This is a genomic window from Umezawaea beigongshangensis, assembly GCF_016464305.1.
In the GTDB taxonomy this organism is placed as follows: domain Bacteria; phylum Actinomycetota; class Actinomycetes; order Mycobacteriales; family Pseudonocardiaceae; genus Umezawaea_A; species Umezawaea_A beigongshangensis.
Window position 1 is genome coordinate 29073 of sequence record NZ_JAEIOJ010000013.1, and the last position, 23266, is coordinate 52338.

Consider the following 23266-nt stretch of genomic DNA (forward strand, 5'->3'; position numbering starts at 1 on the left):
CCCCCCCGGCGCCCCCCCGGGCCCAGCCCGGGGGCCCCCCCCGCGGCCCCCGGGCGGGCCCCCCCGGGGGGCCCCCCCCCGGGGGGGGGGGGGGCCACCGCCGGGTCAGGCGAACGGGTCGAACGGGATGCCGCTCGGCTTGGCCTTGGCGAGGTTGCTCGCGAAGGCCGAGTCCTTGACGGCCAGGCTCGCGCTGCCGAAGTTCGCGTTCACCAGGACGTCGCGGACACCGGGCGGGAAGTTGTTCCAGCTGACCAGGTCCGGGTACTGCCACGTGCCGTAGTGGTTCTCCGGTTGCTCGGTCGCCCCGGCGAGGCGGAAGCAGTGCGTGCTCGCGCCGTCCTTGTGGTAGACGATCTTCGGGTGCGTGCCCTCCCAGGCGACCCGGGAGCGCGGGTGCGTCGAGTAGCTGCCGTGCGCCGACGTCGACACGTACTGCGCCTGGTCGCCGCTCACCCACACCACGACGTGCTCGATGTCGTGCCGGTGCCCGCAGCAGTCGATGCCGGGCACGGCCTGGTCCTTCTCGAAGTACAGGTCGTACAGGTGGGCGCACCAGTTGTTGTTGCACTTGGAGCGCGCGTAGGAGTTGGTGTTGTCCAGGTCGGAGCGGTCGCGGCAGCTGCCGTTCAACGCGCCGGAGTTCTTGAGCCCGGTGGCCACCACGCCCGTCGGGGAGATCGCGGGCGTCGGGTAGCAGCCGTCGCCGTCGTAGTCGAACGCGGGCTGCCACTTGTCGTCGGGGGCGGTGACGCTGGACGGCAGCGCGGCGGGCGGGTCGGCCCACGCCGCTCCGGGCACGAGAACGGCGAGCAGAACGGCGCCGAGCACTGCGTGCCACAGCCTTCTCGCGGTGCCGGAACTCCGTCGTTTCCGGTGTGTTTTCTCCATGCTCACGAGAACGATCCCCTTCGTTCCAGGAGGTGCTTGCAGGGCTGGTGACGAACGGTGATGCAGGGGTGAAACCCGTGGTGAGGGTGTCGGATGCGAGGTTTCAGCACCTGTCCGGGCATCGTCAACCCGCCGATGGTCGTAATTCCGACCGGTGGTCACGAGGTGCACGCGGGGATTTCTCGTAATTCATGTCCCGGTGTCGGCAGAAAGAACTCCTGGCGATTTCCGGGTGGCGTTTCCGTCCCGCGCTCGCGGCGAAGACCGTGCTCCTCCGGCCCGATCCCCTCCTAGACCGGATCGCCAGCGGGCCCCAGACCGGCGGCGCGCACTCGCCGAACCGGGACGACCTCCGACCTCGTGGTCGCCTCGGACGTCCTGGAGTCGGGCTCCGAGGGCGAGAGGCTCGTCGGCGGGGCCGCTGCTGGATCGCGCGCACGTGCAGTTCGTGGACAGGCGGCCGTGCCCCGCGATCGTGCGTGCGGTGGCGCGTCGGTGGACTCCAGGGCGGACGCGCGCGACGGGGCGATCGTCGCGCTCCAGCGCCCGCACGTCGTCGGCGTGCGGCGCGGGCAGGACGACGCTCACCCCCGTGACGCGGAGCGAACTCGCTGAAAGCGCCAGGACGCGTCACGTAACCACGATGTACGTAGTGGTTTCAGTGTGTACCGAAAGAAACCCTTCCCCGGTACACGTTGACGCGGTGCCACGCGAAGTACGCCGCAGACGACGATCGATGAGCGCTGCACGGCCGCCCGTGCAGGCGCTTCAGGTGGTCGAGCAGCCGCTCGTGCAGCACGTCCTCGGTCGACGAGAGGACGTGTCCGCTGTCGTCCACCGCGACGTGGCCGGTCTCGAACAGGCTGTCGCAACCGAACTTGCACGCCAGCATCGCAACGTTGGCCAGGTCGTTGCGCTCCTCGTCGGTGCAGATCGCCCGCCGCTTGACGTGAGCGGCGACCAGGAACTCGCCGGGGTACTCGTCCCCGCACAGGTCGCAGGGCGCCGAGGCCCGGCCGTTCAGCAGCGACCTCCGCAGTTCGGCCTGCTCCTTGCGGATCTTCACGTGTGCGCTGCCGTCGAGCACGGGGAACTGCCGGACGGATGGCGGAGACTCCGGGGCGTGCAACGTCACGGTGGCGGGGTTCTCGGAGAGGGTCGTGCCGGGAAGGGTGGCGAGAACGGCTCCGACGAACGCGGACCGGTGCCCCAGTTCGGCGACGTTCACCTGCACGGACCCGCGGCCGTACAGCTTCGCCAGACCGTTCTCGACGAACGCGATGTCGACGTGCTGTCCGCGTGGTGACCTCTTCGTCGCCACGAGCGCCCGCTTCTCGTCGACTGCGAGGACGACGTTCTCCTGGCCGCTCACGGTCGAGAGCGGGTCGCCGATCAGTGAGCGGATCAGCGGAAGCGCCTCGGGCACGCGGTCGTGGTTCGCCGGTTCGGCCAGGTCCGCGGCCAAGCGACGGGCGTCGGCCGCGGAGCAGCCCGGCACGCTCAGTCGGAGCCGGATCCGCTTGGTCGCGTTGCCGTCCGGGCTCTCGCCCACCCCGCCCTGTGCGCGTCCGAGCTTCAACCTGAACGCCGGGATGTCGTGCACCTCTGCCAGGACCACCGGTGACGTGAGGATCGTGCGCTGCTCCTCGGACAGCAGCCTGGCCGGCCTGGAGTCGACGACACCGCTCTCCAGCACCGCGCCGCGCTCCCGGAGCCGGATCAGGAGCAGTTCGAGGGCGTCGTTGTACTGGTGGTTGCGGCCGTACCGACTTCCCCCGACCCTGCCGCCCGCGCTCTGCAGGAGCAGGGCGAGGTGATCACCGTCCGCCTCGATCTCGAACTCGGCGTTGAGCTCCGTGCCGTCATCGGTCTTCACGCGCATGTCCTGATCATCGGAGCGCCGTTGACGGTGGTTACGGAGACAGCTCGTTCGGCGAGCCGGCGGGTTCGGCCGGGTAGTGGAGGTGTCCTCGTGGACACGGCCGCCGCCGTGGTCGCGCTCGCACGAGTGCGGTTTCGCCGTCCACGGAGGACTGGTCCGCTCGGGAAGCTGGCGCTGTTTCCGTTCGTCCGGCGTCCGCGAGTGGAGAAGCGCTGGTCCGGTGCGGTGGGGTCGGTCCGCTGCGTCTGGAGGTCATCCCGGCCGGTGCAGTTCGAGCGCGGTGATCACGAGGTCGAGTCCGAACTCGAACTCGTCGCGGTGGTCGCGGACGGCGAGGTGCGGGGCGGCTTCGGCCACGTGCGCGAGCCCGGAGGACTCCGGTTCGGTGCGGCGGTGCTCGACACCGGCCGGGTCGTCCCCGCTGAACGCCGGGCTCGCGGAGACCTCGCGGAGCAGGGTGCCGACCACGTACGCCAGTGCGGCCCGCAGGGCGTCACGCCGGTGACGCGTTCTACGACCGCGGCGTCCTCGACGGCCGGGGGCGGCAGCCGCTCGTCCTCACCCTCCAGGAGGCGCTGGTCGCCGCCGACCGCGAGCGCGTGCGGGACAACCACGCCCGGCTCGCCGAGCTGCGCCGGCGGGGCGATCCAGACCCGGTGATCGTCAACTCCCACGACCCCTCGCTGCTGGAGGACGCGCGACGGAGGAGTCGGCCGCGGACGTGAGGGGGAGTCACCCGTGGAGCAGGCCGAGGACGTCGCGGGCGGACGAGGTCGGTGCTGCCCGACACCGGATCACGACCGCCGCCGCACGCCGTCCCCGCGCGCCGCGCGGGCCTCGCCGGGCCGCCACCGACCTGTTCCACGGCGGGGACCGGGAGTGCGCCCGGCGGCTGCTCGCGGTGCGCTCCGGCCTCGCCCGCGACCACGTGGCCGCAGCGAGGGTGTGGCTGCGCCAGGTCCTGGTGGGGGAGCCGGACCGCTCTCGACCCCGCCGTCCGGCCCGGTCGCCGTCGTGGGGTCCACTTCGGCACAGTTCGTGTTACCTTTGGTAACAGTAACGACCGGTAACAGGCACATCGTCATCAGGGAGCCCTCATGACCAGCGTCGACACCGATGACCAGTCCGCCCGCAGGGCGGTCGCGCGCAGGTTGCTGGACTCGTCGCGGGCGCTGTCCTACGACCCCGTGCGGGAGGTCGACTGGGAGACGCCGCTGGACACCGCCTACCACGGCGCGAGCCCGGAGTGGAGCACGCTGTACGGGACGTCCTACTGGGACGAGATGACCCCCGAGCAGCAGCGCGAGCTGACCCGCCAGGAGGCGGCGTCCGTGGCCAGCACCGGGATCTGGTTCGAGATGATCCTCCAGCAGATGGTGCTCCGCGACTTCTACGCGAAGGACCCGACCGACCCGGCCTTCCAGTGGGCGCTGACCGAGATCGCCGACGAGTGCCGCCACTCGATCATGTTCGCCCGCGGCGCCGCGAAGCTGGGCGCTCCCGCGTACCGGCCGCGCCGGCTGGTGATCGAGCTCGGCCGCGCGTTCAAGACCATCGCCGTGGGCGAGGCCGCCTACGCGGCGATCCTCGTCGCCGAGGAGGTCCTCGACGTCATGCAGCGCGACTGGATGCGCGACGAGCGGGTGGTGCCCTTCGTCCGCACCATCAACAACATCCACGTGGTCGAGGAGTCGCGGCACATGCAGTTCGCCCGCGAGGAGACCAGGGACCGGCTGAGGGGAGCGGGTCCGGTGCGCAGGCAGTTCAACGCCCTGGTCGTGGCCATCGCCTCGTACTGCATCGTCACCAGCATGGTGAGCGGGGAGGTGTACGCCAACGCCGGGCTCGACACCGAGCGGGCGCTGCGCGAGGCCCGGTCGAACGAGCACCACAGGTCGATGCTGCGGTCGAGCTGCTCCGGGCTGATGGAGTTCCTCAGCTCGGCCGGGCTGCTCACCAGGGCGGCGACCTGGTTCTACAAGCGTGCGAACCTGATCTGAACCATGGCCTTCGCGATCACCCAGACCTGCTGCGGCGACGCGTCCTGCGTCGCCGTCTGCCCGGTCAACTGCATCCACCCCACGCCGGACGAGCCGGACTTCGGCACGACCGAGATGCTCTACGTCGACCCGCGCGCCTGCATCGACTGCGGCGCGTGCGCGGACGCGTGTCCCGTGGACGCGATCTTCCCGGTCGAGGGGCTGACCCGCTCGCTCGCGCCGTACGCGCAGATCAACGCCGACCACTACGCCGATCGCGACCCGGTGGAGGAGAGGCCCGATCCGGCGCCGAACTTCCACGCGTGGGGCCCGCCGGTGTTCGTCCACGACATCCCGGCCGACTTCCCGCCGCTGGACGTCGCGGTGGTGGGCACCGGACCGGCCGGCATGTACACCGTCGAGGACCTCCTGCTGCACACCAGCGCCCGCGTCACCCTGATCGACCGGCTGCCCGTCGCCGGTGGCCTGATCCGCTACGGCGTCGCGCCCGACCACCCGTCCACGAAGAAGATCGGCGAGGTGTTCGCGCGCTACCACGACCACCCCCGGCTCCGGCTGCGCCTCGGGGTCGAGGTGGGCCGGGACGTCAGCGCGGACGAGCTGTCGGCGCGGCACGACGCGGTGGTCTACGCCGTCGGCGCGTCGTCGGCCCGCCGGCTCGGCGTGCCCGGCGAGGACCTCAGCGGCAGTCTCGCCGCCACGACCGTCGTGGCCTGGTACAACGGCCACCCGGACGTCGCGGTGGACGCGGTGGACCTGTCGGCCGAGCGCGTGGTCGTGGTGGGCAACGGCAACGTCGCGCTGGACGTGGCGCGCGTCCTGACCGCCGACCCGAGCACGCTGGAGGGCACGTCCATCTCACCGGGCGCGCTGGAGCGGCTGAGGTCGAGCAGGGTCCGCGAGGTCGTGCTGCTCGGGCGGCGCGGGCCGGACGTCGCCGCGTACACCAGGTCGGAACTGCTCGCCCTCACCGTGCTGGACGACGTCGACGTCGTGCTCGACGCCTCCGACGAGCGCACGACGCGGACCGTCGACGCGGCCGCCCCGGCCAGCCGCGCCGGGCTGCTGCGCGATGTGGCGCGGGAGACCGTCGACTGGTCCGCGCCACCCCCGTCCGGTCGGCGGCGCGTCGTGCTGCGGTTCCACTCGGCGCCCGTGGCCGTCGTCGGCGACGCGAGCGTGCGCGGGCTGCGCGTCACCGGTCCCGCCGGGGACGTGGAGATCCCGGCGGATCTGGTGGTCCGGGCGGTCGGCTACCGCGGCACGCCGCTGCCCGGCCTCCCCTTCGACGAGGAGACCGGGACCGTTCCGCACGCCGGGGGACGCGTGGAGGCGCTGCCGGGGACCTACGTCGTCGGCTGGATCAAACGCGGGCCCTCCGGCGGCATCGGCGCCAACCGGACGTGTGCGCGGGAGACCGTGGGCGCGCTCGTCGCCGACGCGGTCGCGGGCAGGCTGCCGGTGCGCGACCGGCGTCCGACGGGCGTCGCCGCGCTGACCTCCCGCCTCCTCCGGAGGTCGTAGAGCCCGCCCCGCTCCGCCGGGTCGGGTCGCGCCGGGGAGAATGGCCGGGTGAGCGGTGGTGCGAGGACGCCCGACGGCGCGGCGGTGGCCCACGACGTGCGCGGGGACGGGGAACCGCTCGTGCTGCTGGCCGGACAGGCCAACTCGCGGCGCTGGTGGGACCCGGTCCGCGACGACTTCGCGGGCGCCTTCCGGACGATCGCGATCGACGCGCCTGGCACGGGGGACAGCGACCCGCCCGCCGACGGCCGGTACGCCACGCGGAGCCTCGCCACCGCCGTGATCGCGGTGCTGGACGCGCTCGACGTGCCGCGCGCGCACGTCTACGGCACGTCCATGGGCGGACGCATCGCCCAGTGGGTCGCCGTCGACCACCCCGACCGGGTCGGCGCCCTGGTGCTGGGCTGCACCTCGCCGGGCGGGGAGCACGGGCTCGTCGCGCACCCCGACGTGCTCCGGTCCCTCCTGGGCGACTCGGACCAGCGGGTGCTGCGCGACCTCATGTTCACCCCGCGCCACCTGCTGTCCCACCCGGACCCGCACCACGTCCTGGGTGATCCGTCGATGACCTCCGCCGCGCGCCGCGGGCACCGCAGGGCCAGCGCCCAGCACGACGCGTGGGAGGAGCTGCCCCGGATCACCGCGCCGACGCTGGTGCTGCACGGCTCGGACGACGCGTTCTGCCCGCCGGGCAACGCCGACCTGCTCGCCGAGCGCGTCCCGGACGCCGAGGTGGTGGTCCTGCAGGGCGCGCGGCACGCCTACTTCGAGGAGTTCCGCGAACGGGCGAGCGCCGAGGTGATCGGCTTCCTGAACCGGCACCCCCTGCACCGGGCGTAGTTCAGTCGGAGCGCGCGACGCGGTTCAGCAGGGCCGCGAGCTGCCGCAGTTCGTCGGCGTTCAGCGCCGCCAGCGGGGTCCTCTCCAGCGCCGTCGCGACCAGCTCGGCGCGAACCCGGCGGCCCTTGGCGGTCAGGACCAGGACGCGGGAGCGGCGGTCGGCCGGGTCCACGGCGCGCTCCACCAGACCCCGGTCGGCGAGCTGGTTGGTGATGAAGGTCAGGTTCGGGGCGTTGCAGTACAGGCGCTCGGCCACCACCTTCATCGAGGGCGGCGGCTCGTCCGGGTCGACGGCCCACAGCGCGTGGAACGTCGCCGGTGTCAGCTGGTGCCCGGCCAGCGCTTGCCCGATCGAGTCGGTGGTCCGCATCCAGATGTCGTGGGTCGCGGCGACCACCGCGGTGAGATCGGGCGTGGTCATGCCCCCATCCTATCGACGTTTCGAGTCTTGAAGCATCGTGCTAGCGTCAATGCTTCAAGACTCGAAACAACGGAGGATTCTGTGGGAGACGACTACCGCGGTGTCAGCGCGCTCGTCACGGGCGCGTCCAAGGGGCTGGGGAGGGCGTACGCGCTGGAGCTGGCCCGCCGGGGAGCGCGGGTGATCCTGCTGGCCCGCTCGGAGGGCGACCTGCGGCAGGTCGCCGCGCAGATCCGGGAACGGCACGACGGGCCGGACCCCGCGGTGGTCGTCGGCGACCTCACCGCCCCGGACGGCCCGGAACGGATCGTGCGGGAGCTGCGCGACCGGGGCCTGACCGTGGACCTGCTGCTCAACAACGCCGGGGCGGGCAGCGCGGGCCCGTTCCTCGGCCGCCCGGTCGAACCGCAACTGCGCACCGTCGACCTCAACGTCCGGGGCCTGCTCGCGCTGACCCACGCGATCGGCGCCGAACTGGTCGCCCGCGGCTCCGGCGGCATCATCACCGTCTCGTCCACCGCCGCGTTCCAGCCCATGCCCTACCAGGCCAGCTACGCCGCGACCAAGGCGTTCGTGCTCTCGTTCACCGAGGCGCTCGCCGAGGAGCTGCGCGGCACCGGCGTCCACGTCATGGCGGCGCACCCCGGCGCGGTCGCGACCGGCTTCTTCGACGGAACCTCGGCCACGATCGACCCCCGGTTCGCCGACGCGCCGGACGCGGTCGCGGCCCGCACGCTGGACGACTACGCCCGGCGGCGCGCGGTGTCCTACCCCGGCCGTGCCGTGACCCGTGCCATGACCTGGCCCGCGCGCCTGCTGCCGCGCGCCGCGGTCCCGCGGCTGGCCGGCTGGGTCAACCGCCGACTGCGCCTGCACGAGGTCGTCGACCTGGCCGGGTAGGGCCGTGCCGGGCGTCGACGACCGGGGCCGGGTGACCGGTGTGACTCGCCCCACACCGCCGGTGCCGAGCTTGATGCTGACACCGGCGTCACCTCGTAGCGTCGGCTCATGAAACGTCTGCTGGTGCTCGTCGCCACCGCTCTGCTCGCGTCACCCCTGTCGCCGGTGGCGTCCGCGTCCGGCGGATCGACCGGGCCGTACGCCCCGATCGATCGCCCCGGTCCCCGTCTGTCCGTCCCCGTCGCCGACCTGCAGGCGTCGGTGACGTGCACCCCGTCGGCGTACGGCTCCCACCGCGAGGTCGTCCTCCTCGTGCCGGGAACCGGCGCCTCGCCCGCCGACGCCTACTCCTGGAACTGGTTCGCCGCTCTCGACGAGGCGGGCCACCCGTACTGCGCGGTCACCCCGCCGGGCAACGCGGTCGGCGACGTGCAGGTCTCCGCCGAGTACGTGGTGCACGCCATCCGGCACACCCGCGCGATCAGCCGCGGCAAGATCGCCGTGCTCGGCCACAGCCAGGGCGGCGTCAGCTCCCGGTTCGCGCTGCGCTTCTGGCCGGACACCAGGGCGATGGTCGCCGACCACGTCGGTTTCGCCGCCGTCAACCACGGCAGCGTCCAGAACGACATCGCCTACCCCGACGGCAACGGTCCGGCCTTCAACCTTCAGCTCAAGACGACAGCCGCGTTCGTCGACGCGACGAACTCCGGGCGGGAGACCTTCCCCGGCATCTCCTACACCTCCCTGTCCACCACCCACGACCAGTTCGTCACGCCCGCTGGCACGACGGACCTGAGCGGCCCGGCCGGTCGGGTCGCCAACATCTCGCTCCAGGACGTCTGTCCCGCCAACACGAGCGATCACCTCGGCATCGGCACCAGCGACGCCCTCGCGCACGCCCTCGCCATGAACGCCATCACGCGCCCCGGTCCGGCGAACCCGGCGGAGGTCCCCGCCTCGGTCTGCGCGCAGGAACTGATGCCGGGGGTCGACCCGCACACCCACGCCGCCGACCTGGCTGCCTTCACCAGGACCATCACCGACAACATCGCTCGCGCCGAGGTCGTGGCCACCGAGCCCGCGCTCAAGCCCCACGTGTTCGCGCGGCGCTGATCCTCCGGGCGGGAGCCGGTCGGGGACGCGGGGTCCGCGGGAGCCGTCACCGCGACCCGCGACGGGTCGACGAGCCAGCACACCGGCCAGCGCCGTCAGGGCTTCTCCGCCTGCGGGGCCGGGACCGGTGGCCGGTCCTGATCGACGGGGGCTGCCGAGGCGCTGCCCCCGTCGATCACCTCGCCGAGGTAGCGCAGCACGACCGCGGCCGTCGCGGCGACCGGGACCGCCAGGAACGCGCCCGCGATGCCGTACAGGCTGCTGCCCGCCGTCACGGCGAGCAGGACGACCGCGGCGTGCAGGCGCAGGCTGCGCGACTGGAGGATCGGTTGCAGCACGTTGCCCTCCAGCTGCTGCACCCCCACCACGATCACCAGCATGATCACGGCCGTCGTGAAGCCGTTGCTGACCAGGGCGACCAGGACGGCCAGCGCACCCGCGAGGAACGCGCCGACGATCGGCACGAAACCGCCCAGGAACGTGAGCGCGGCCAGCGGGACGGCCAGGGGAACGCCCAGGACCACCAGGCCGAGGCCGATCAGCACCGCGTCGACCAGGCTCACCACGGCCTGGGTGCGGATGAAACCGCCGAGCGTGGCCCACACCCGCTCCAGCACCACCGTCAGGTGTCCGCCCGCGCGCTCGCCGACCACTCCGCGCAGCCACGGCGCGAACCTCGGCCCGTCCTTGACGAAGAAGAACGCGAGCAGCAGCGCCACGACGCCGGTGACGAGACCGGACGTCACGGTGCCGACGCCCGTGAGCAGTCCGGTGGCGATCGAGCCGACGCTGGACTGCAACTGGTCGGTGCCCTGCTGCACCAGCTGGTCGAGCTGACTGGTGGCGAGGTTCAGCGGAGGACCGGAGATCCACTCCCGCGCCTGCCCGAGCGCGCTGGTCGCGCTGCTGGCGATCTCGGGGACGCCGGAGACGATCGAGGTCGTGATCAGCGCGAGGATGCCGCCGAGGACGGCGAGTCCCGCGAGCAGCACGATCGTCGCCGCCAGTGCCGGGGGCACTCCGCGCGCGCGCATCCACCGGGCGGGCGGCCACAGCACCGTGGTGATCAGCAGCCCGAGCAGCACGGGCATGACCACGACCCAGAGCTTGCCGATGATCCACCACACCATGACGAAGCCGATCGCGGCCAGCGCCACGCGTGCGCTCCAGCGCGCCAGCCAGCTCACACCGTGCCCGATCGCCTGGCCGCGATCGTTCCACCGGCGGTTCTGCTCGGTCACGTCTGCCCCCGTCCTGCCCTGCGTCGCCGTGCTCCGGTGCCAGCCTGCCAGAGCGGATCGGCCCGCGCGGATCAGCGTCCCGTCCTCCCCGCGGAGGACCCGGCTCCTGCGCGGTGCGGAACGGGGACCCGGTCGCCGGGCACGACGACGCGCACCGGTGCCGCGAGTCGTTCTCCTCCTCCGGCGGACCTCACCGGGGCACAGCGGGCGAGCGCGATCCACCGGCTCACCGTCGCCGCGCCCGTGCGGGCCGAGCTGGAGGCGGTCGCCGCGCTGACCCCGCGGGAGCGGGAGGTGCTGGTGCTGGTGGCTCGCGGGCTGTCCACGCCGAGACGGCCGACGAGCTCTGCCCGGAAGCGACCGCGGTCACGACGCACGTCGGCCGGGTGCTGATGGAGCTGGGCCCGCGCGCCCGCGTCCAGGTGGCCGTGTGCGCCCACGAGCAGGGCCTCGTCCGGGTGTGCCCGTGAGGCGGGGGAGTCCGCCGCGCGGCATCGTCGCCGCGCGGCGGACCCGCTCGGCTCAGTCGAAGACGCGCAGTTCGTAGATCCGCGTGGCCGTCTCGGTGGTCTGCGTCGGGACGCGGGCCTCCAGGCGGACGTGGCGGCCCGCGACACCGCTGACGGGGTGCAGCGTGGTGGCCGCGGTGCTGTTCGCGAAGTCCACGACGCTCCGCCAGTTCGTCCGGTCGTCCGACACCGAGATGGTGAACGACCGGGTGTTGTACTCGGCCCGCTCGCCGCCCGCCTGGGCGTGCGCGACCTCGAAGCGGCCGATGGTCCGGGACTCGCCGAGGTCGACCTCCAGCAACGCGTTCGGCGTCGAGGAGCAGAACTTGTCGGAGTTGCCGCCGTTGACGGTGCCGTTGACCGCCTTGTCCGGACCCTCCGACGGGCCGCAGGACGGGCTGCCGGTGGCGGGTTTGCCGAGCGCGAGGTTGGTGCCCGGCCCGGTGGCCGGGCGGACGGAGACGTCGTCGAAGTCCGCGGCGGTGTTGAACACCCGCACGCCGTTCGCGCCGCTGGCGAAGACGGCGTCGGTGACGCTGATCTTCGGTGCGGACATGTCGTCCACGTACACCCGGATCGACGGGCCGACCGCGGTGACGCGCAGGTGGTGCGTCGCACCGGCGTCGACCCGCAGCGGAGCGGACCCCAGCGGGGTCCAGGAGCCGTCGGCCCGACCGAGGACGACCCGGCCGGCCGGGCTGATGCCCGCGTAGTAGCCGCTGTAGCTGTCGGCCCCGGTCGCCGGTCGCGTGGTCCGGAAGACGATCCCGGCGTCACCCCGGCGCGAGGTGATCGTGACGTCGGTGTCCTGGGTGAAGTCGGCGAAGTTCGTGTCGAGCAGCGCCTTGCCGCCCGCCGAGTTCCCGGCGCGGTACCGCCCGCCGCCCGCCGACCAGGCGCCGCCGTGGGTCTTCCAGCCCAGCGCGTTGTCGTCGGAGAAGTCGTCCTCGACCCTCATGGTGATGCGCTGGATCGTGCCGTCCGGGTTGAAGCGCATCGGGTCCAGGGCGAGCTGGCGGTGGTTGCCGTCGGTCTCGCTCAGCGGCCTGCGGTGGTAGAGGACGTACCAGTCGTCCGTGCCGGGGACGTTGAGCACCGAGTTGTGCCCGGAGCCGCGCGCGACCGCCGGGTCCTGCGCGAGCACCTTGTCGAGCTTGGTGAACGGGCCGGTCGGCGAGTCGGAGATGGCGTAGGACACCGAGTAGTCCGGGCCGGTCCAGCCGCCCTCGGACCACATCAGGTAGTACCGGCCGCCGCGCTTGAACATCTGCGGACCCTCGACGTAGCCCGACGGCGTGATCTCCCGGTAGACGGTGCCGTCGGCGAAGCTGCCGAGGCTGGTCATGTCCTCGTTGAGCTTCACGACGTTCGCGTGGCCCCAGCCGCCGTAGTACATGTACGCCTGACCGTCGTCGTCGACGAAGACGTCCTGGTCGATGGGCTGCGCGCCGTTGTGGAACCGCGAGATCAGCGGTCGGCCGATGGCGTCGGCGTAGGGCCCCTCGGGACGGTCGGCGACGGCGACGCCGATGCCGCCGAGCTCGCTGTCGCTCTGGATGTCGTTGGCGGCGAAGTACAGGTAGTACTTGCCGTTGCGCGCGATCGGCGCCGGTGCCCACACCGCGCGGGTGGCCCACGAGACGTTCTCGGTCGTCAGCACGTCGTCGTGCTTGGTCCAGTGCACCAGGTCCCGCGAGGAGAAGGCGTCGAGGTGGGTCTGCTGGGCGTAGACCGCCGACGTCGTGGGGAACACCCAGTAGGTGTCGTCGTACACGGCGACGTCCGGATCGGCGTACCAGCCGTCGGTGAACGGGTTGCCCGCGGCCGGTCGTTCCGGTGCCGGGGCGGCCGTCGCGGCCGGGAGCGTCGTGACCGCGGCGCCGACGAGCAGCGCGGCGAGGACGCCGGTGGTGAGCCTGGTCGGGAGAGCGGTCATCGTCGGCTGCTCCAGGGGTCGTGCACCGGCGGTGGGGTACCCGCGAACGGCACCGGCACCCGGCACAGGCGTTCAACAAAGACCAACATTCCTGCTGACAGTGCCCGCCGCTCTCGGGCGCGTCAAGCGTTCTGTCCTGTTGTCGGGCCGCGCGGACCAGGGTGTACCGGGTGTTCGTGAGCGCTTTCGTTCGAAGTTGTCCTGTTCTGTCACCGCCCCGACCGCCGCGCTCACCACGAGCACGACCGGAGCCGGGACCGCGGACCCGCCGACCGCCGCAGGGGGTCCGGTACCGTGCTCCACCGCGTCCACCCGGACGCGGTGGAGCACCGTCCACCCCGGACTCCCGGTCCGGCTCAGCGGAGGTGGGACGCGCCGTTGAGGTCGAGCACGGTGCCGCTGGCCCACCTGGCCTCCGGCGAGGTGAGCCAGGCGACGGCCGCCCCGATCTCGGCGGAGTCGGCCACGCGGCCGAACGGGTGCTGCGCCAGGATCGCGTCCCGCTCGGGCCCGTCGAGCAGCTCCACGGTCAGATCGGTGACGGTGAAGCCGGGCGCCACCGCGGCGACGCCGATCCCGTGCGGTGCCAGCGCGACCGCCATGGACTGGGCGAACGCGTGCATGCCCGCCTTGCTCGCCCCGTACGCGGGCACGGCGGGCTCGCCCCGGTAGGCGCCGCGCGAGCCGACCATGACGATCGACGCGCCCGCCGGTCCCTCCGGCCGGGTGAGCAGGTGGTCGACCACGCACCAGGTGGCGTTGGCGGTGCCGATCAGGTTCACGTCCAGCGTCCGCCGCCACACGGCCTGCCACTCGGCGTAGGACGTGCTCGCCACGGGGTGTTCGACGTGCACGGCGGCGTTGTTCACCAGCACGTCGACACCGCCGAGCGCCGAGACCGCCGAGTCCACCATCGCGGCGACCTGGTCCGGATCGGCGAGGTCGGCGACGACCACCGCGTGCCCGTCGCCGGGCAGACCGGCCACCACGGCCTCGGCCGCCTCGACGTCCGCGCGGGCGTGCACGGCGACCACGTCGCCCCGCGCCGCCACCGCCGCCGCCACCGCCGCACCGATGCCGATGGCGCGCGACGCGCCCGTCACGAGTACCCGTCGACGGCTCACGAGCTGCTTCCCCCCAGTACCTCGCGGATGCGACCGGCCGCCTCGGCCACGTCGGTGAAGCGGGTGGACAGCGGTGCGGGCGTCAGCCGCAACCGGTTCGGCACGGAGTGGTCGACGAAGACGCCGTTGCGGGCCAGCAGCGGGACGAGTTCCGCCGCGCGCGGGTGCTCGTAGGTGACGTGCGCGCCGCGCCGGGCCGGATCGGCCGGGCTCGCCAGCCGCAGCTCGGTGGGTTCCAGCAGTTCCTGGAGGTAGCCGGTCAGCGCGATGCTCTTGGCGCGCAGCGCGGGCAGCCCGGCCTCGGCGATGACGTCCAGGCCCGCGCCCGTCGCCATCAGCGACAGGACGGGCGGGCTGCCGGTCAGGAACCGCCGGATCGTCGGGTCCGGGTCGTAGTCGCCGCGCATCGCCAGTTGCTCGCGGTGGCCGTACCACCCGTGGATCGGCTGGCTCAGCACGGAGTGCAGGTCGCGCCGGACGTAGAGGAACGCCGGTGCGCCGGGGCCGGCGAACAGGTGCTTGTAGGTGGAACCGACCGCCAGGTCGGCCCCGTTCGCGGCGAGGTCCACCGGCACCGCCCCGGCCGCGTGGCTGAGGTCCCACAGCACCAGCGCGCCCGCCGCGTGCGCGATGCGCTGCACCTCCGCCACGTCCAGCAGCGCCCCGGAGCGGCAGGACACCAGGGACAGCGACACCAGCGCCACCGAGTCGTCCAGCGCCTCGCGCAGCAGGTCCAGGTCGAGGCCCTGGTCCGGGTCGGCGTGCAGGCGGCGCAGCGCGCCCCCGCGCTCGGCCGCGACCCCGGCCAGCACGTACTGGTCGGTGGGGAAGTTGTCGTCGTCGGTGATGATCGTGCGGCGCTCCGGCGCCGCGTCCAGCGCCGCGGCGGCCAGCTTGTAGAGGTTCACGCTGGTGCAGTCGCCGACGACGACCTCGCCGGGGCCCGCGCCGAGCGCGACCTCCGCCACCCGGTCGCCCATCCGCTCGCACAGGTCGAACCACAGGGTGCGCGCCTCCGCGAGGCCGTCGCCCCACTGCTCGCGCACCACGTCGTCCACGAGCGCGGCGGTCGCGGCGGGCAGTCTGCCCAGCGAACCGCCGTTGAGGTGGACGGTTCCCCCCGGTGTGGGGTGGAACCGCTCGCGCAGGTGCGCCAGCGGATCGGCGGCGTCCAGGAGCCCGGCGTCGTTCCCGACCACGGTCACAGCAACCCCCTGGCGGTCCACAGCTCCGGGAAGAACCGGTGCTCGGTGATGCGGCGCAGCCAGGACACCCCGGTGGTGCCGCCCGTGCCCGGTTTCGTGCCGATGACCCGTTCCACGACCAGCAGGTGCACCGACCGCCAGCGGCACACGGCCTCCGCGACGTCCATCAGCGCTTCGGCCAGCAGGAACACCTCGTCGGCCGGGCCGCCGTCGCGGTAGACGTCCGCCCAGGCCCGTTCGACGTCCGGGTGCGGCTGGGCCTGCTGCGCGAAGTCGCGGTCCAGCACGTCGCGCGGAACGCGGGCGCCGCGGCGGGCCAGCAGCGCCACGGCCGCGTCGTAGACGCTCGGCTCCCGCAGCGCCCGCTGCACCTGCTCGTGCACGTGCGGCACGTTGCGGTGCGGCCGGGCCAGCGCCTCGACCTTGTTGCCCAGCACGTACTCCACCATGCGGTACGTGTAGGACTGGAAACCCGACGCCCGGCCGAGGTGGTCGCGGAAGGCGTTGAACTCGGTCGGCGCCAGCGTGCCCAGCACGTCCCAGCTGCTCACCAGCAGCTCCACCACGCGCCGGGTCCGGCGCAGCGCCCACACCGAGCCGGGGACGTCGTCGCCGTCGAGCAGGGCGCGCACCCGGACCAGTTCCTCGTACACCAGCTTGAACAGCAGTTCCTTCACCTGGCCGAGGACGTAGAACGTCAGCTCCGACGGATGACCGGAACGCGGGTGCTGCAACGACAGCAGCACGTCGATGCTCTGGTAGTCGATGTAGGGCGTGCTCGTGCCGGGGAAGTCCAGCACCGGGCACCCCTCGGTGGCGGCGGCCAGCTCCTGGCGCTGAGCGTTGCTCCCGAGACCGAGGTCCGGTGGCGTGCGGGTCACTCGTTCTCCCAACGTCGGCTCGCGTCGTCGAACAACGCGGCGAACAGCGGTTCCGGCACCGCGCCCCTGGTGTAGCGCCTGCCGTACCGCTGGGCGTAGTGGGAGAACCACGTCGGATCGGCGTCCAGGAACAGGACGTCGTGAAATGCGATGCGGCGCAGTGCGAGCAGCGGAACCGGTGATTTCGACACCGGAAAGCGCGGATTCCGCGCGGCCGTGTCGGGACATCTCGCGTGGAACTGGCCCAGCATCAGGCCGCGCTGGACGAGGCGGGACTTCGCGGTCCGGTGCGCGTCGTCGAGCACCCGCGCCCGCTCGCCCGCCAGATCCGGCAGCACCACGACGAGCGCGTGCAGCGTGGTGTTCTTCGAGGGGAACTCGATCTCGTAGAAGCGTTGCACCATGCGCTCGACCAGCGCCACGACCTCGTCCACGCCGGCCTGCGCGTCGACCCGCCACTCCTCGGTCCGCAGGCAGTCGGCTCTGCGCGCGGGCTCGACGAAGGGGCACACCGATCCGGTTCTGCCGATGTCCTGGTGCGGTTTGGTGAGATAGTTCTCGTACCAGTTCTGCGCAGCTGCCAGAGCCCACGAAGAAACGTCCCGTGCCATTGTTGTTCCCCCTGACAACGGCGTGTTCCCCCTGCTTCCACCATAGTCGGGGGGCACACTCCCGACAGGCCCGATCAGGTGAAGCTGGGTCCGCCTCGGCTGAGCCCGCTCCGAGCGGCGGCCGACGCTCCACAGACGTCCACTGTGGACATCCGGGAACGACTGTGGCGTTCGCGGCGCCGGACCGGGATGATCGTCCGATGCGTTTCCTGGTGGTGGGTGCGAGCGGTCTGGTCGGACAGCACGTCGTCGAACAGCTCCGGCGGCGAGGGCACGGGGTGACCGCGGTGGCGCGCAGTCCGCGCGCCGGCGTCGACCACGCCCTCGACGTGACCACGGCGTCCGCGGAGCGGCTGCGCGCACTGCTGGCCGGTCACGACGGCGTCGTCTTCGCGGCCGGTGCCGACGACCGGGAGGTGCCGCGCGGTCCCGCGTACCCGGTGTTCCACCGCGGCAACGTCGCGCCGGTGGTGGCGCTGCTGACGGCGGCGCGCGAGGAGGGGCTGACCCGCGCGGTCGTGCTCGGGTCGTACTACACGCACTTCCACCGCCTGCACCCCGAGTGGGACCTCGCCGCCACCCACCCCTACGTGCTCAGCCGGGTGGAGCAGGCCAGGGCGGGCCGGGAGGCCGCCGGGCCCGGCCTGCCGGTCGCCGTGCTGGAACTCCCGTTCGTGTTCGGCAGGGCGGGGGACCGGCTGCCGAACTGGTCCGGCCCCCTGGACTCGTGGGTGCGGTCGCGGTCGCCGCTGTTCGCACCGGTGGGCGGCAGCGCCGCGACCACGGCCCGCCGCGTCGGCGAGGTGGCGGCCGACGCCCTGGAGCAGGCCTCCGGCGCGGACGTCCCGGTCGTGGACGAGAACCTGACGTGGCGGGACATGATCGGCCGCATCGCCTCGGCCGTCGACCGGGCACGTCCGGTGCGCCCGCTGCCGTCACCGGTGGTGCGCGGCGCCCTGCGGCTGACCGGGCTGGTGCAGGGCCTCACCGGCAAGCAGTCCGGTCTCGTCCCGGCGCGCCTGCCCGACCTCCTGCTGCGCGAGCTGTTCGTCGAGACCGACCGGCCCCGGTCGGTGAACGCCGCTCTCGCCGAGACCTTCCGGCCCTGACGTCGTCAGTCCCACCAGAAGACCCACGAGTGGTCGCCGACGATCCGCTCGGCGTGCGCGGCCAGGGTGCGCGGTTCGTCGCCCTGCCAGACGTTGTCCGGGCAGAGGGCGAAGTGCTCGGCGGCGACGGCCAGCGCCTCCTCGTGCGTCGCGGGCGGCGCGGCGACGCTGAGCAGGAGCGTGGAGAACCCGACGCCGACGACCCTCGCGCCGAACCGCTCCTCCCAGTCGCGCAGCACCGCGGACACCTCGGCCGTGTCGTCGGTGTGGTTGGTCGGGCCGGTCCAGCCCGCGACGGTCAGCGCGTCCGCGCCCCGCTCCGCGGCCACCAGGCCCAGCCGCATCGAGCCGTGACCCGCCAGCAGCTGTTCGGCGAGGTCGTCGGCAATGCGGTCGGGGTCGATGCGCGCCGGTCGCGCCGGTGACGTGCCGGGCCACTGCCGGCCGAACGGCGCGGTGGCGGCCAGGCGCTCGGCCGGCGAGAGTCCGTCGTGCTCGTTCTCGCCGGTGTGGGCGGCCCACCAGCGCGCCAGCAGCGCGGCCGGGTCGTGCTCGCCGGGGAACGACATGTCACCGGGCAGCACCTCGCCATTCCCCCACGGCCGGTACTCCTCGTCCTCGTCGTCCAGCGCGTCGAGCAGCAGCGGCCACAGCCCGGACCGGGCGTGCTCGGCGCGCAGCCGGGCCCACAGCCCGGCGGGGGCGGGCTCGTCGCTGAGCCAGAACGCGGCGCGGTCGCCGTCCTCCTCCTCGGGGAACACCACCCGGCCGGGCGGCAGCGGAACCGCCAGGGAGCGACCGGTGACGGCACCTTCGGTGAACAGGTCCCGCAGGTCGGCGGGCAGCGAGGGTTCGAAGATCACGGGCGGATCGTAGGCGGTGGGGCCGACGCGCGCCCGGACACGGCTGGAGCGTGTTCCAGGAGTCCGGTCCGGTGGCGGTCGTGATCGCCGGGAACCGCCCCGGCGAGACTGGAGCCGGACACGGACTCCCGAACCGCGGCCCGTGCCGACCAGAACCGGAAGGAGGGGTCGTGACGGACGAGGAGCTCGTCGTCGAGTTCGCCCTGACCCGGGTGGACCACCCGGACCTCGACCTGGAGGAGATCGCCGCCCTCGTCGTCCGGCGGGTGGGCGCGGACCGGATGCTGGAGTTCGCCTCCCGGACCCTCGCCGTCCGCGGCGAGCTGCGCGGCGCGGTGTTCCCCTCCGCCGTGGAGCACGTGCTGCGGGTGGTGCTGACCGTGCGCGGACCCGCCGACTGAGCGGCCCGGCGCGGAGGCGGTCGCCCTCGCGCCGGGCCGCGCGGAGCGGGAGGACTACCCGGCCGCGCAGGTGGTGGTCGTCCCCGTGCCGGTCCCGGTGCCCTGGTAGCCGAACTCGACCGACCGGCCCGGAGCGATCGAGCCGTTGAAGCCGACGTCGGTGAACTGGACCGTGCCGCTGTCCCCGCTGCGCTCGGCGTTCCAGACGCTCGTGATGCTCGCACCCGACGGCAGCGTCGTGGAGACCGTCCAGCCGGTCACCGGCGACGCTCCGGCGGTGACCCGCACCGTGGCGACGAAACCGCCCGTCCACCGGTCGACCGACGTCGACGCCGAGCAGCCGTCACCGGCCGGTGGAGCCGTGGTCGTGGTGGTCGTGGTGGTGGTGGTCGTGGTCGTCGTGGTGGGGCCGTCGGTGAGTGTCGGGGTCTGCCAGTTCCGCCACCCGGACAGGTTCCCTGCGGCCTTGGCGGAGATCCTCATCGCACCGGGGGCGTTGCCCGTCTTCAGCAGGAACTTCTGGATGTTCTGCTGCAACGGGGTGCGCCACTCGGGCCTGGAGGCGCAGTGGCTGCCGTCCTGGACGTCGGACCAGTAGGTGATGTTGTCGCCCGCGCCGAGCGCCTTGTAGACCTCCGCGCCGCCCAGGGCCGCCACGCTCGCCGACCTCGGGCCCAGGTTGGCGATGTGGGGGTTGTCCATGACGAACAGGCCCCGCGGCGCGACCATGGCCACGATCTCGTGCGTGTCCACCGGAAGCCCGTTCGGGTTGCCGGTGAAGGAGCCGAAGGCGTCGCCCAGCCACGGCTGCTCCCCGTAGGCGCTGCTCAGGCTCTGCGCGCCCTCGCCGGGAATGCCGCGGAAGATCGGCAGACCCGCGCTGCCGGACTCGATCGGCATGGTCAGGGCGATGCGCTGGTCCAGCGCGCCGATCGCGAAGGCGCCCTTCCCGTACCGCGAGCACCCGGTCACGCCCATCGCGTCGGCCTTGAGGACGGTGCCGCCCGACTGCTCGACCACGTCGACGATCCGGCTCACGCCCCACGACCAGGCGGCCAGCAGGCCCGTGCTGCTCGACGAGCCGTAGACGCTGTAGAACGCGCCCTGCTTGTTGTTGCGCGGCGTGCCCTCCCTGCCGACCGCGAGGGGGTCGTAGCTGATCACGGCGGCGCCGGCGGCCTTGATGGCGGCCGTGTCCGCGCCGAACCCGCCCACGACGACGACGGCGGGGAAGGGGCCGGAACCGCTCGGCAGTTCGACCCTCGCCGAGAAGCTGGCGCTCCTGCCGTTGTGCGTCGCGTTCACGGTGATGCTGCTGGTCGAGACCGTTCCGGTGACGCTCGCGGGTTTCGCGGGCTTGTCGCCGTAGACGTACCGCTCCACCAGCTCCCTGATCTCCGCCCGTCGGCAGCGCCAGTCGGACCTGGTGGAGATGCGCGTGCCGTTCAGCCTCGTGAAGGGATCGGGCAACGAGGAGCTGGAGGTCGTCGTGCCGGGCAGGGTCACCGGGCAGTCTGCGCCCTCGTCCTCGACGGGCGCGGCGACCGCGACGCCGCCGACGGCGGCCTCGGCGGTCGTGGTCCTCGCCACCGCCGTCGTCGCTCCGGCGACCGCGAGCGCCGCCACAGCCAGACCGGCGACCGTCGTACGGATTCGGGGGCGACCCGAGCTGATGATCACCAGGGCTCTCCTTCCGCGTGCGTGGCGGCGGCGGACGACGGTGATCGCTGATCCGGCACGTCGGCGACCTAAAGTTTCGTGGAAATTACCGAAAGATGTCAACGTCGTGCACGCCGAACCAGGCTGTCGCGTCGCTGTCGAGACGCCCCGAGCGGGGAGGATCAGCCCGTGGCCGCCAGGACGGCCGAGGCGATCACCTCGTGGCCCTCCGCGGTGGGGTGCACGTCGGTGTACCGGCAGAAGTAGGTCAGCGCGCACACCCTCGCCACCGCGGCCGGGACCGAGCCGTAGGTCGGGTCGGCGGTGACCTCCGTCAACGGCGCGTAACCCCCGGTCGTGGCCGTGACGTCCACGAACTCCGCCCCGACCTTCTCGTACTCCGACTTCAGCGCGGTGTTGAAGAAGTTCTGGAACAGCGGCACCGACAGGCGCGCGAGGCTCTGGCCGTCGGTGAACTCGGGGGACACCCACGCACCGAGGAACACGTCCGGGTAGGTCAGGCCGACGATCGGGGCGTCACCGGCCGCGTCGCGCAGGACGGGCAGGACGGCCGCCAGGTTCGTCCGGACGTCGGCCACGGCCCTGGAGGCGCACCCGAGCGGGTCCGCCGCCCGCGCGCACGGCGCCAGGTCGTTGCCGCCGATCACCAGCGTCACCAGGCCCACCCGTCCCCGGTGCTCGCGCAGCGTCTGCACGGCCGCGTCGAGCTGGGTGCGGCCGGCCGGGTCGGGCGCGTCGAGGGCGCGAGCGGCGGGGGTGCAGCCGGGTTCCTCGCGCAACTGCGCCGAGGTGACACCGCTGCACGCGAGGTTGATCAGCCGCAGGCCCGACCGCTCGGCGACGAGGTCGGCGAAACCGCCCCGCCGGCTGCCCGCCGGAGCGCCGCCGTCGGCCGGTCGGTAGCCGGTCGCGTACGAGTCACCCAGCGACACGTGCACGAGGTCGGCGGGCGGCGGGCTGCTGCTCGGCGCCGTCGGCGCCGTCGGGCCTGCGGCGCACGCCCCGAGCAGTACCGCCAGCGTCGCGCCCACCAGCGCGGATCGTCGAGTTCCCGGCACGTCCACCCCTCTCGTCCGGAACGTCGCCGTCCCGTCCTCCCAGCGTACAGCCCGTCCAAGAAGTCCACAGTGGACCGGCGACCGCACCGGCGCGCGAACCCGGGTCCGCCGCCCGGATGCCACGAAACCTCCCGCCGCGCAAGACCTCCCGGCGAAGGTGTCCACGAAGCGAGAAGATCGATCCACCGCGCCGGGCTTCGCTACGTTCACCGCTGTCCGCTCGTCCCGCTCCTCCCCGGAGACCGCATGACGCAGAACGATCCGACGGGTGCCACTCTGTCGGCCGCGCACTCGGTCCTGGTGCGCGCGGCCGCCGTGGTCGCGCTGATCGGGCTCTGGCAGATGCTGGTCCTGGCGGAGTTCTGGCCGCCGGTGGTCCTGCCGGGGCCGGGACGGGTGTGGGACCAGCTGATCACCGCCTCCGACGCGGGCAACGGCCAGGGCGGGTACGCGGGCTCCACCGTGGCCGAACGGCTGGCCGTGAGCCTGCGCAGGGTCGGCTACGGATCGGCCTACGGCATCGTGATCGGTGTCGGGCTCGGCCTGGTGATGGGTCTGGTCCCGCTGGTCCGCGCGGTGGCCGAGCCGTTCGTGACGTTCCTGCGCGCCCTGCCCCCGCTGGCCTACCTGAGCCTGCTGGTCATCTGGTTCGGCATCGACGAGGAACCCAAGGTGTACCTGCTGGTGGTCGCCGCGTTCCCGCCCGTCGCCGTCGCGACCGCCGCCGCGGTCACCGGGGTGAACCGGCAGTACGTGGAGGCCGCGCACGCGCTCGGGGCGACCCGGCTCGGCGTGGTCGCCACCGTCGTGCTGCCCGCCTCCGCCCCGGAGATCCTGACCGGCGTGCGGCTGGCGGTGGGAGTCGCCTACAGCTCGGTCGTCGCGGCCGAGACCGTCAACGGCGCGGACGGCATCGGGGGCATGGTCCTCAACGCCCAGCGCTACAACCAGACATCGGTGGTCCTGCTCGGACTCGTCGTCATCGGCGTGACCGGCCTGCTCATCGACACCGCCGTCCTCGCGCTGCACCGCGCCGTCTCGCCGTGGCGCGGGCGGGCGTGAGCGCCGAAACCGGGA

22 protein-coding genes are annotated in these 23266 nt (G+C 73.0%); 9 read left to right on the plus strand and 13 right to left on the minus strand.

All coding sequences use genetic code 11. From position 1 onward, the window contains the following. Positions 1 to 105: 105 nt before the first annotated feature. The 3 genes from IMZ35_RS25515 to IMZ35_RS25525 form a co-directional block, all read right to left on the minus strand. A complete protein-coding gene (locus tag IMZ35_RS25515) occupies positions 106 to 891 on the minus strand; it encodes an NPP1 family protein (RefSeq protein WP_199443819.1) in 786 nt (261 codons plus the stop codon). Between the two features lie 658 nt (positions 892 to 1549). Continuing rightward, entirely contained in the window at positions 1550 to 2767 is a 1218-nt protein-coding gene (locus IMZ35_RS25520) for a hypothetical protein (protein WP_199443737.1), read from the minus strand. A gap of 258 nt (positions 2768 to 3025) precedes the next feature. Then, the gene (locus IMZ35_RS25525) at positions 3026 to 3241 is read right to left on the minus strand and encodes a hypothetical protein (RefSeq protein WP_199443738.1); all 216 of its coding nucleotides are present in this window, start codon (positions 3239 to 3241) and stop codon (positions 3026 to 3028) included. 8 nt (positions 3242 to 3249) lie between these two features. On the opposite strand from IMZ35_RS25525, the gene IMZ35_RS25530 reads away from it, so the two are divergent. From IMZ35_RS25530 to IMZ35_RS25545, 4 genes are all read left to right on the plus strand, one after another. Beyond that, a complete protein-coding gene (locus IMZ35_RS25530; protein ID WP_199443739.1) occupies positions 3250 to 3498 on the plus strand; it encodes an MBL fold metallo-hydrolase in 249 nt (82 codons plus the stop codon). 372 nt (positions 3499 to 3870) lie between these two features. Next, entirely contained in the window at positions 3871 to 4773 is a 903-nt protein-coding gene (locus IMZ35_RS25535) for an AurF N-oxygenase family protein (protein ID WP_199443740.1), read from the plus strand. Positions 4774 to 4776: 3 nt separating this feature from the next. After that, positions 4777 to 6297: an FAD-dependent oxidoreductase gene (locus tag IMZ35_RS25540; RefSeq protein WP_199443741.1), complete on the plus strand. Its 1521-nt coding sequence runs from the start codon at positions 4777 to 4779 to the stop codon at positions 6295 to 6297. A 48-nt stretch (positions 6298 to 6345) separates the two neighbouring features. Further along, positions 6346 to 7137 carry an alpha/beta fold hydrolase gene (locus IMZ35_RS25545; protein ID WP_307868770.1) on the plus strand — a complete coding sequence of 264 codons (792 nt, stop codon included), beginning with the start codon at positions 6346 to 6348 and terminating at the stop codon, positions 7135 to 7137. A 1-nt stretch (position 7138) separates the two neighbouring features. Here IMZ35_RS25545 and IMZ35_RS25550 read toward each other — a convergent pair whose 3' ends face one another. Further along, complete coding sequence (locus tag IMZ35_RS25550) at positions 7139 to 7558, minus strand: MarR family winged helix-turn-helix transcriptional regulator (RefSeq protein ID WP_199443742.1); 420 nt, start codon at positions 7556 to 7558, stop codon at positions 7139 to 7141. An 81-nt stretch (positions 7559 to 7639) separates the two neighbouring features. On the opposite strand from IMZ35_RS25550, the gene IMZ35_RS25555 reads away from it, so the two are divergent. After that, complete coding sequence (locus tag IMZ35_RS25555; protein WP_199443743.1) at positions 7640 to 8458, plus strand: SDR family NAD(P)-dependent oxidoreductase; 819 nt, start codon at positions 7640 to 7642, stop codon at positions 8456 to 8458. 108 nt (positions 8459 to 8566) lie between these two features. After that, positions 8567 to 9571: an esterase/lipase family protein gene (locus tag IMZ35_RS25560; protein ID WP_199443744.1), complete on the plus strand. Its 1005-nt coding sequence runs from the start codon at positions 8567 to 8569 to the stop codon at positions 9569 to 9571. Positions 9572 to 9666: 95 nt separating this feature from the next. Here the strand turns inward: IMZ35_RS25560 and IMZ35_RS25565 are convergent, their stop codons facing one another. From IMZ35_RS25565 to IMZ35_RS31065, 6 genes are all read right to left on the minus strand, one after another. Beyond that, a complete protein-coding gene (locus IMZ35_RS25565) occupies positions 9667 to 10812 on the minus strand; it encodes an AI-2E family transporter (protein WP_199443745.1) in 1146 nt (381 codons plus the stop codon). A gap of 522 nt (positions 10813 to 11334) precedes the next feature. Beyond that, entirely contained in the window at positions 11335 to 13257 is a 1923-nt protein-coding gene (locus IMZ35_RS25570) for a family 43 glycosylhydrolase (RefSeq protein WP_199443746.1), read from the minus strand. A 356-nt stretch (positions 13258 to 13613) separates the two neighbouring features. Then, positions 13614 to 14381, minus strand: coding sequence for an SDR family NAD(P)-dependent oxidoreductase (locus IMZ35_RS25575; RefSeq protein ID WP_307868772.1), 768 nt, complete (start codon positions 14379 to 14381; stop codon positions 13614 to 13616). Next, positions 14378 to 15586, minus strand: coding sequence for a kynureninase (locus tag IMZ35_RS25580; protein WP_307868773.1), 1209 nt, complete (start codon positions 15584 to 15586; stop codon positions 14378 to 14380). Before IMZ35_RS25580 ends, IMZ35_RS25575 begins: the two co-directional genes overlap by 4 nt. Then, positions 15583 to 16467 carry a tryptophan 2,3-dioxygenase gene (locus tag IMZ35_RS25585; RefSeq protein ID WP_307868776.1) on the minus strand — a complete coding sequence of 295 codons (885 nt, stop codon included), beginning with the start codon at positions 16465 to 16467 and terminating at the stop codon, positions 15583 to 15585. Before IMZ35_RS25585 ends, IMZ35_RS25580 begins: the two co-directional genes overlap by 4 nt. Further along, positions 16464 to 17078 (minus strand): DUF6875 domain-containing protein, encoded by a 615-nt coding sequence (locus IMZ35_RS31065; protein ID WP_368857027.1) that lies wholly within the window; start codon positions 17076 to 17078, stop codon positions 16464 to 16466. The genes IMZ35_RS25585 and IMZ35_RS31065 overlap by 4 nt, the downstream gene beginning before the upstream one ends. A gap of 200 nt (positions 17079 to 17278) precedes the next feature. Here IMZ35_RS31065 and IMZ35_RS25590 point away from each other — a divergent pair, with 200 nt between their 5' ends. After that, the gene (locus IMZ35_RS25590) at positions 17279 to 18187 is read left to right on the plus strand and encodes an NAD(P)H-binding protein (RefSeq protein ID WP_199443749.1); all 909 of its coding nucleotides are present in this window, start codon (positions 17279 to 17281) and stop codon (positions 18185 to 18187) included. A gap of 5 nt (positions 18188 to 18192) precedes the next feature. Here the strand turns inward: IMZ35_RS25590 and IMZ35_RS25595 are convergent, their stop codons facing one another. Then, positions 18193 to 19050, minus strand: a complete 858-nt coding sequence (locus IMZ35_RS25595) for a DUF4253 domain-containing protein (RefSeq protein WP_199443750.1) — start codon at positions 19048 to 19050, stop codon at positions 18193 to 18195. Between the two features lie 170 nt (positions 19051 to 19220). On the opposite strand from IMZ35_RS25595, the gene IMZ35_RS25600 reads away from it, so the two are divergent. Then, positions 19221 to 19451: a hypothetical protein gene (locus IMZ35_RS25600; protein ID WP_199443751.1), complete on the plus strand. Its 231-nt coding sequence runs from the start codon at positions 19221 to 19223 to the stop codon at positions 19449 to 19451. Between the two features lie 54 nt (positions 19452 to 19505). Here the strand turns inward: IMZ35_RS25600 and IMZ35_RS25605 are convergent, their stop codons facing one another. Together IMZ35_RS25605 and IMZ35_RS25610 are read right to left on the minus strand one after the other, a co-directional pair. Then, on the minus strand, positions 19506 to 21131 hold the full coding sequence (locus tag IMZ35_RS25605; RefSeq protein ID WP_307868778.1) for a glucuronyl esterase domain-containing protein: 1626 nt from the start codon (positions 21129 to 21131) through the stop codon (positions 19506 to 19508). Positions 21132 to 21292: 161 nt separating this feature from the next. Next, positions 21293 to 22162, minus strand: coding sequence for a GDSL-type esterase/lipase family protein (locus IMZ35_RS25610; protein ID WP_199443752.1), 870 nt, complete (start codon positions 22160 to 22162; stop codon positions 21293 to 21295). A gap of 273 nt (positions 22163 to 22435) precedes the next feature. Between IMZ35_RS25610 and IMZ35_RS25615 the strand changes: the two genes are divergently transcribed. Further along, a complete protein-coding gene (locus IMZ35_RS25615) occupies positions 22436 to 23251 on the plus strand; it encodes an ABC transporter permease (protein ID WP_199443753.1) in 816 nt (271 codons plus the stop codon). Positions 23252 to 23266 lie beyond the last annotated feature (15 nt).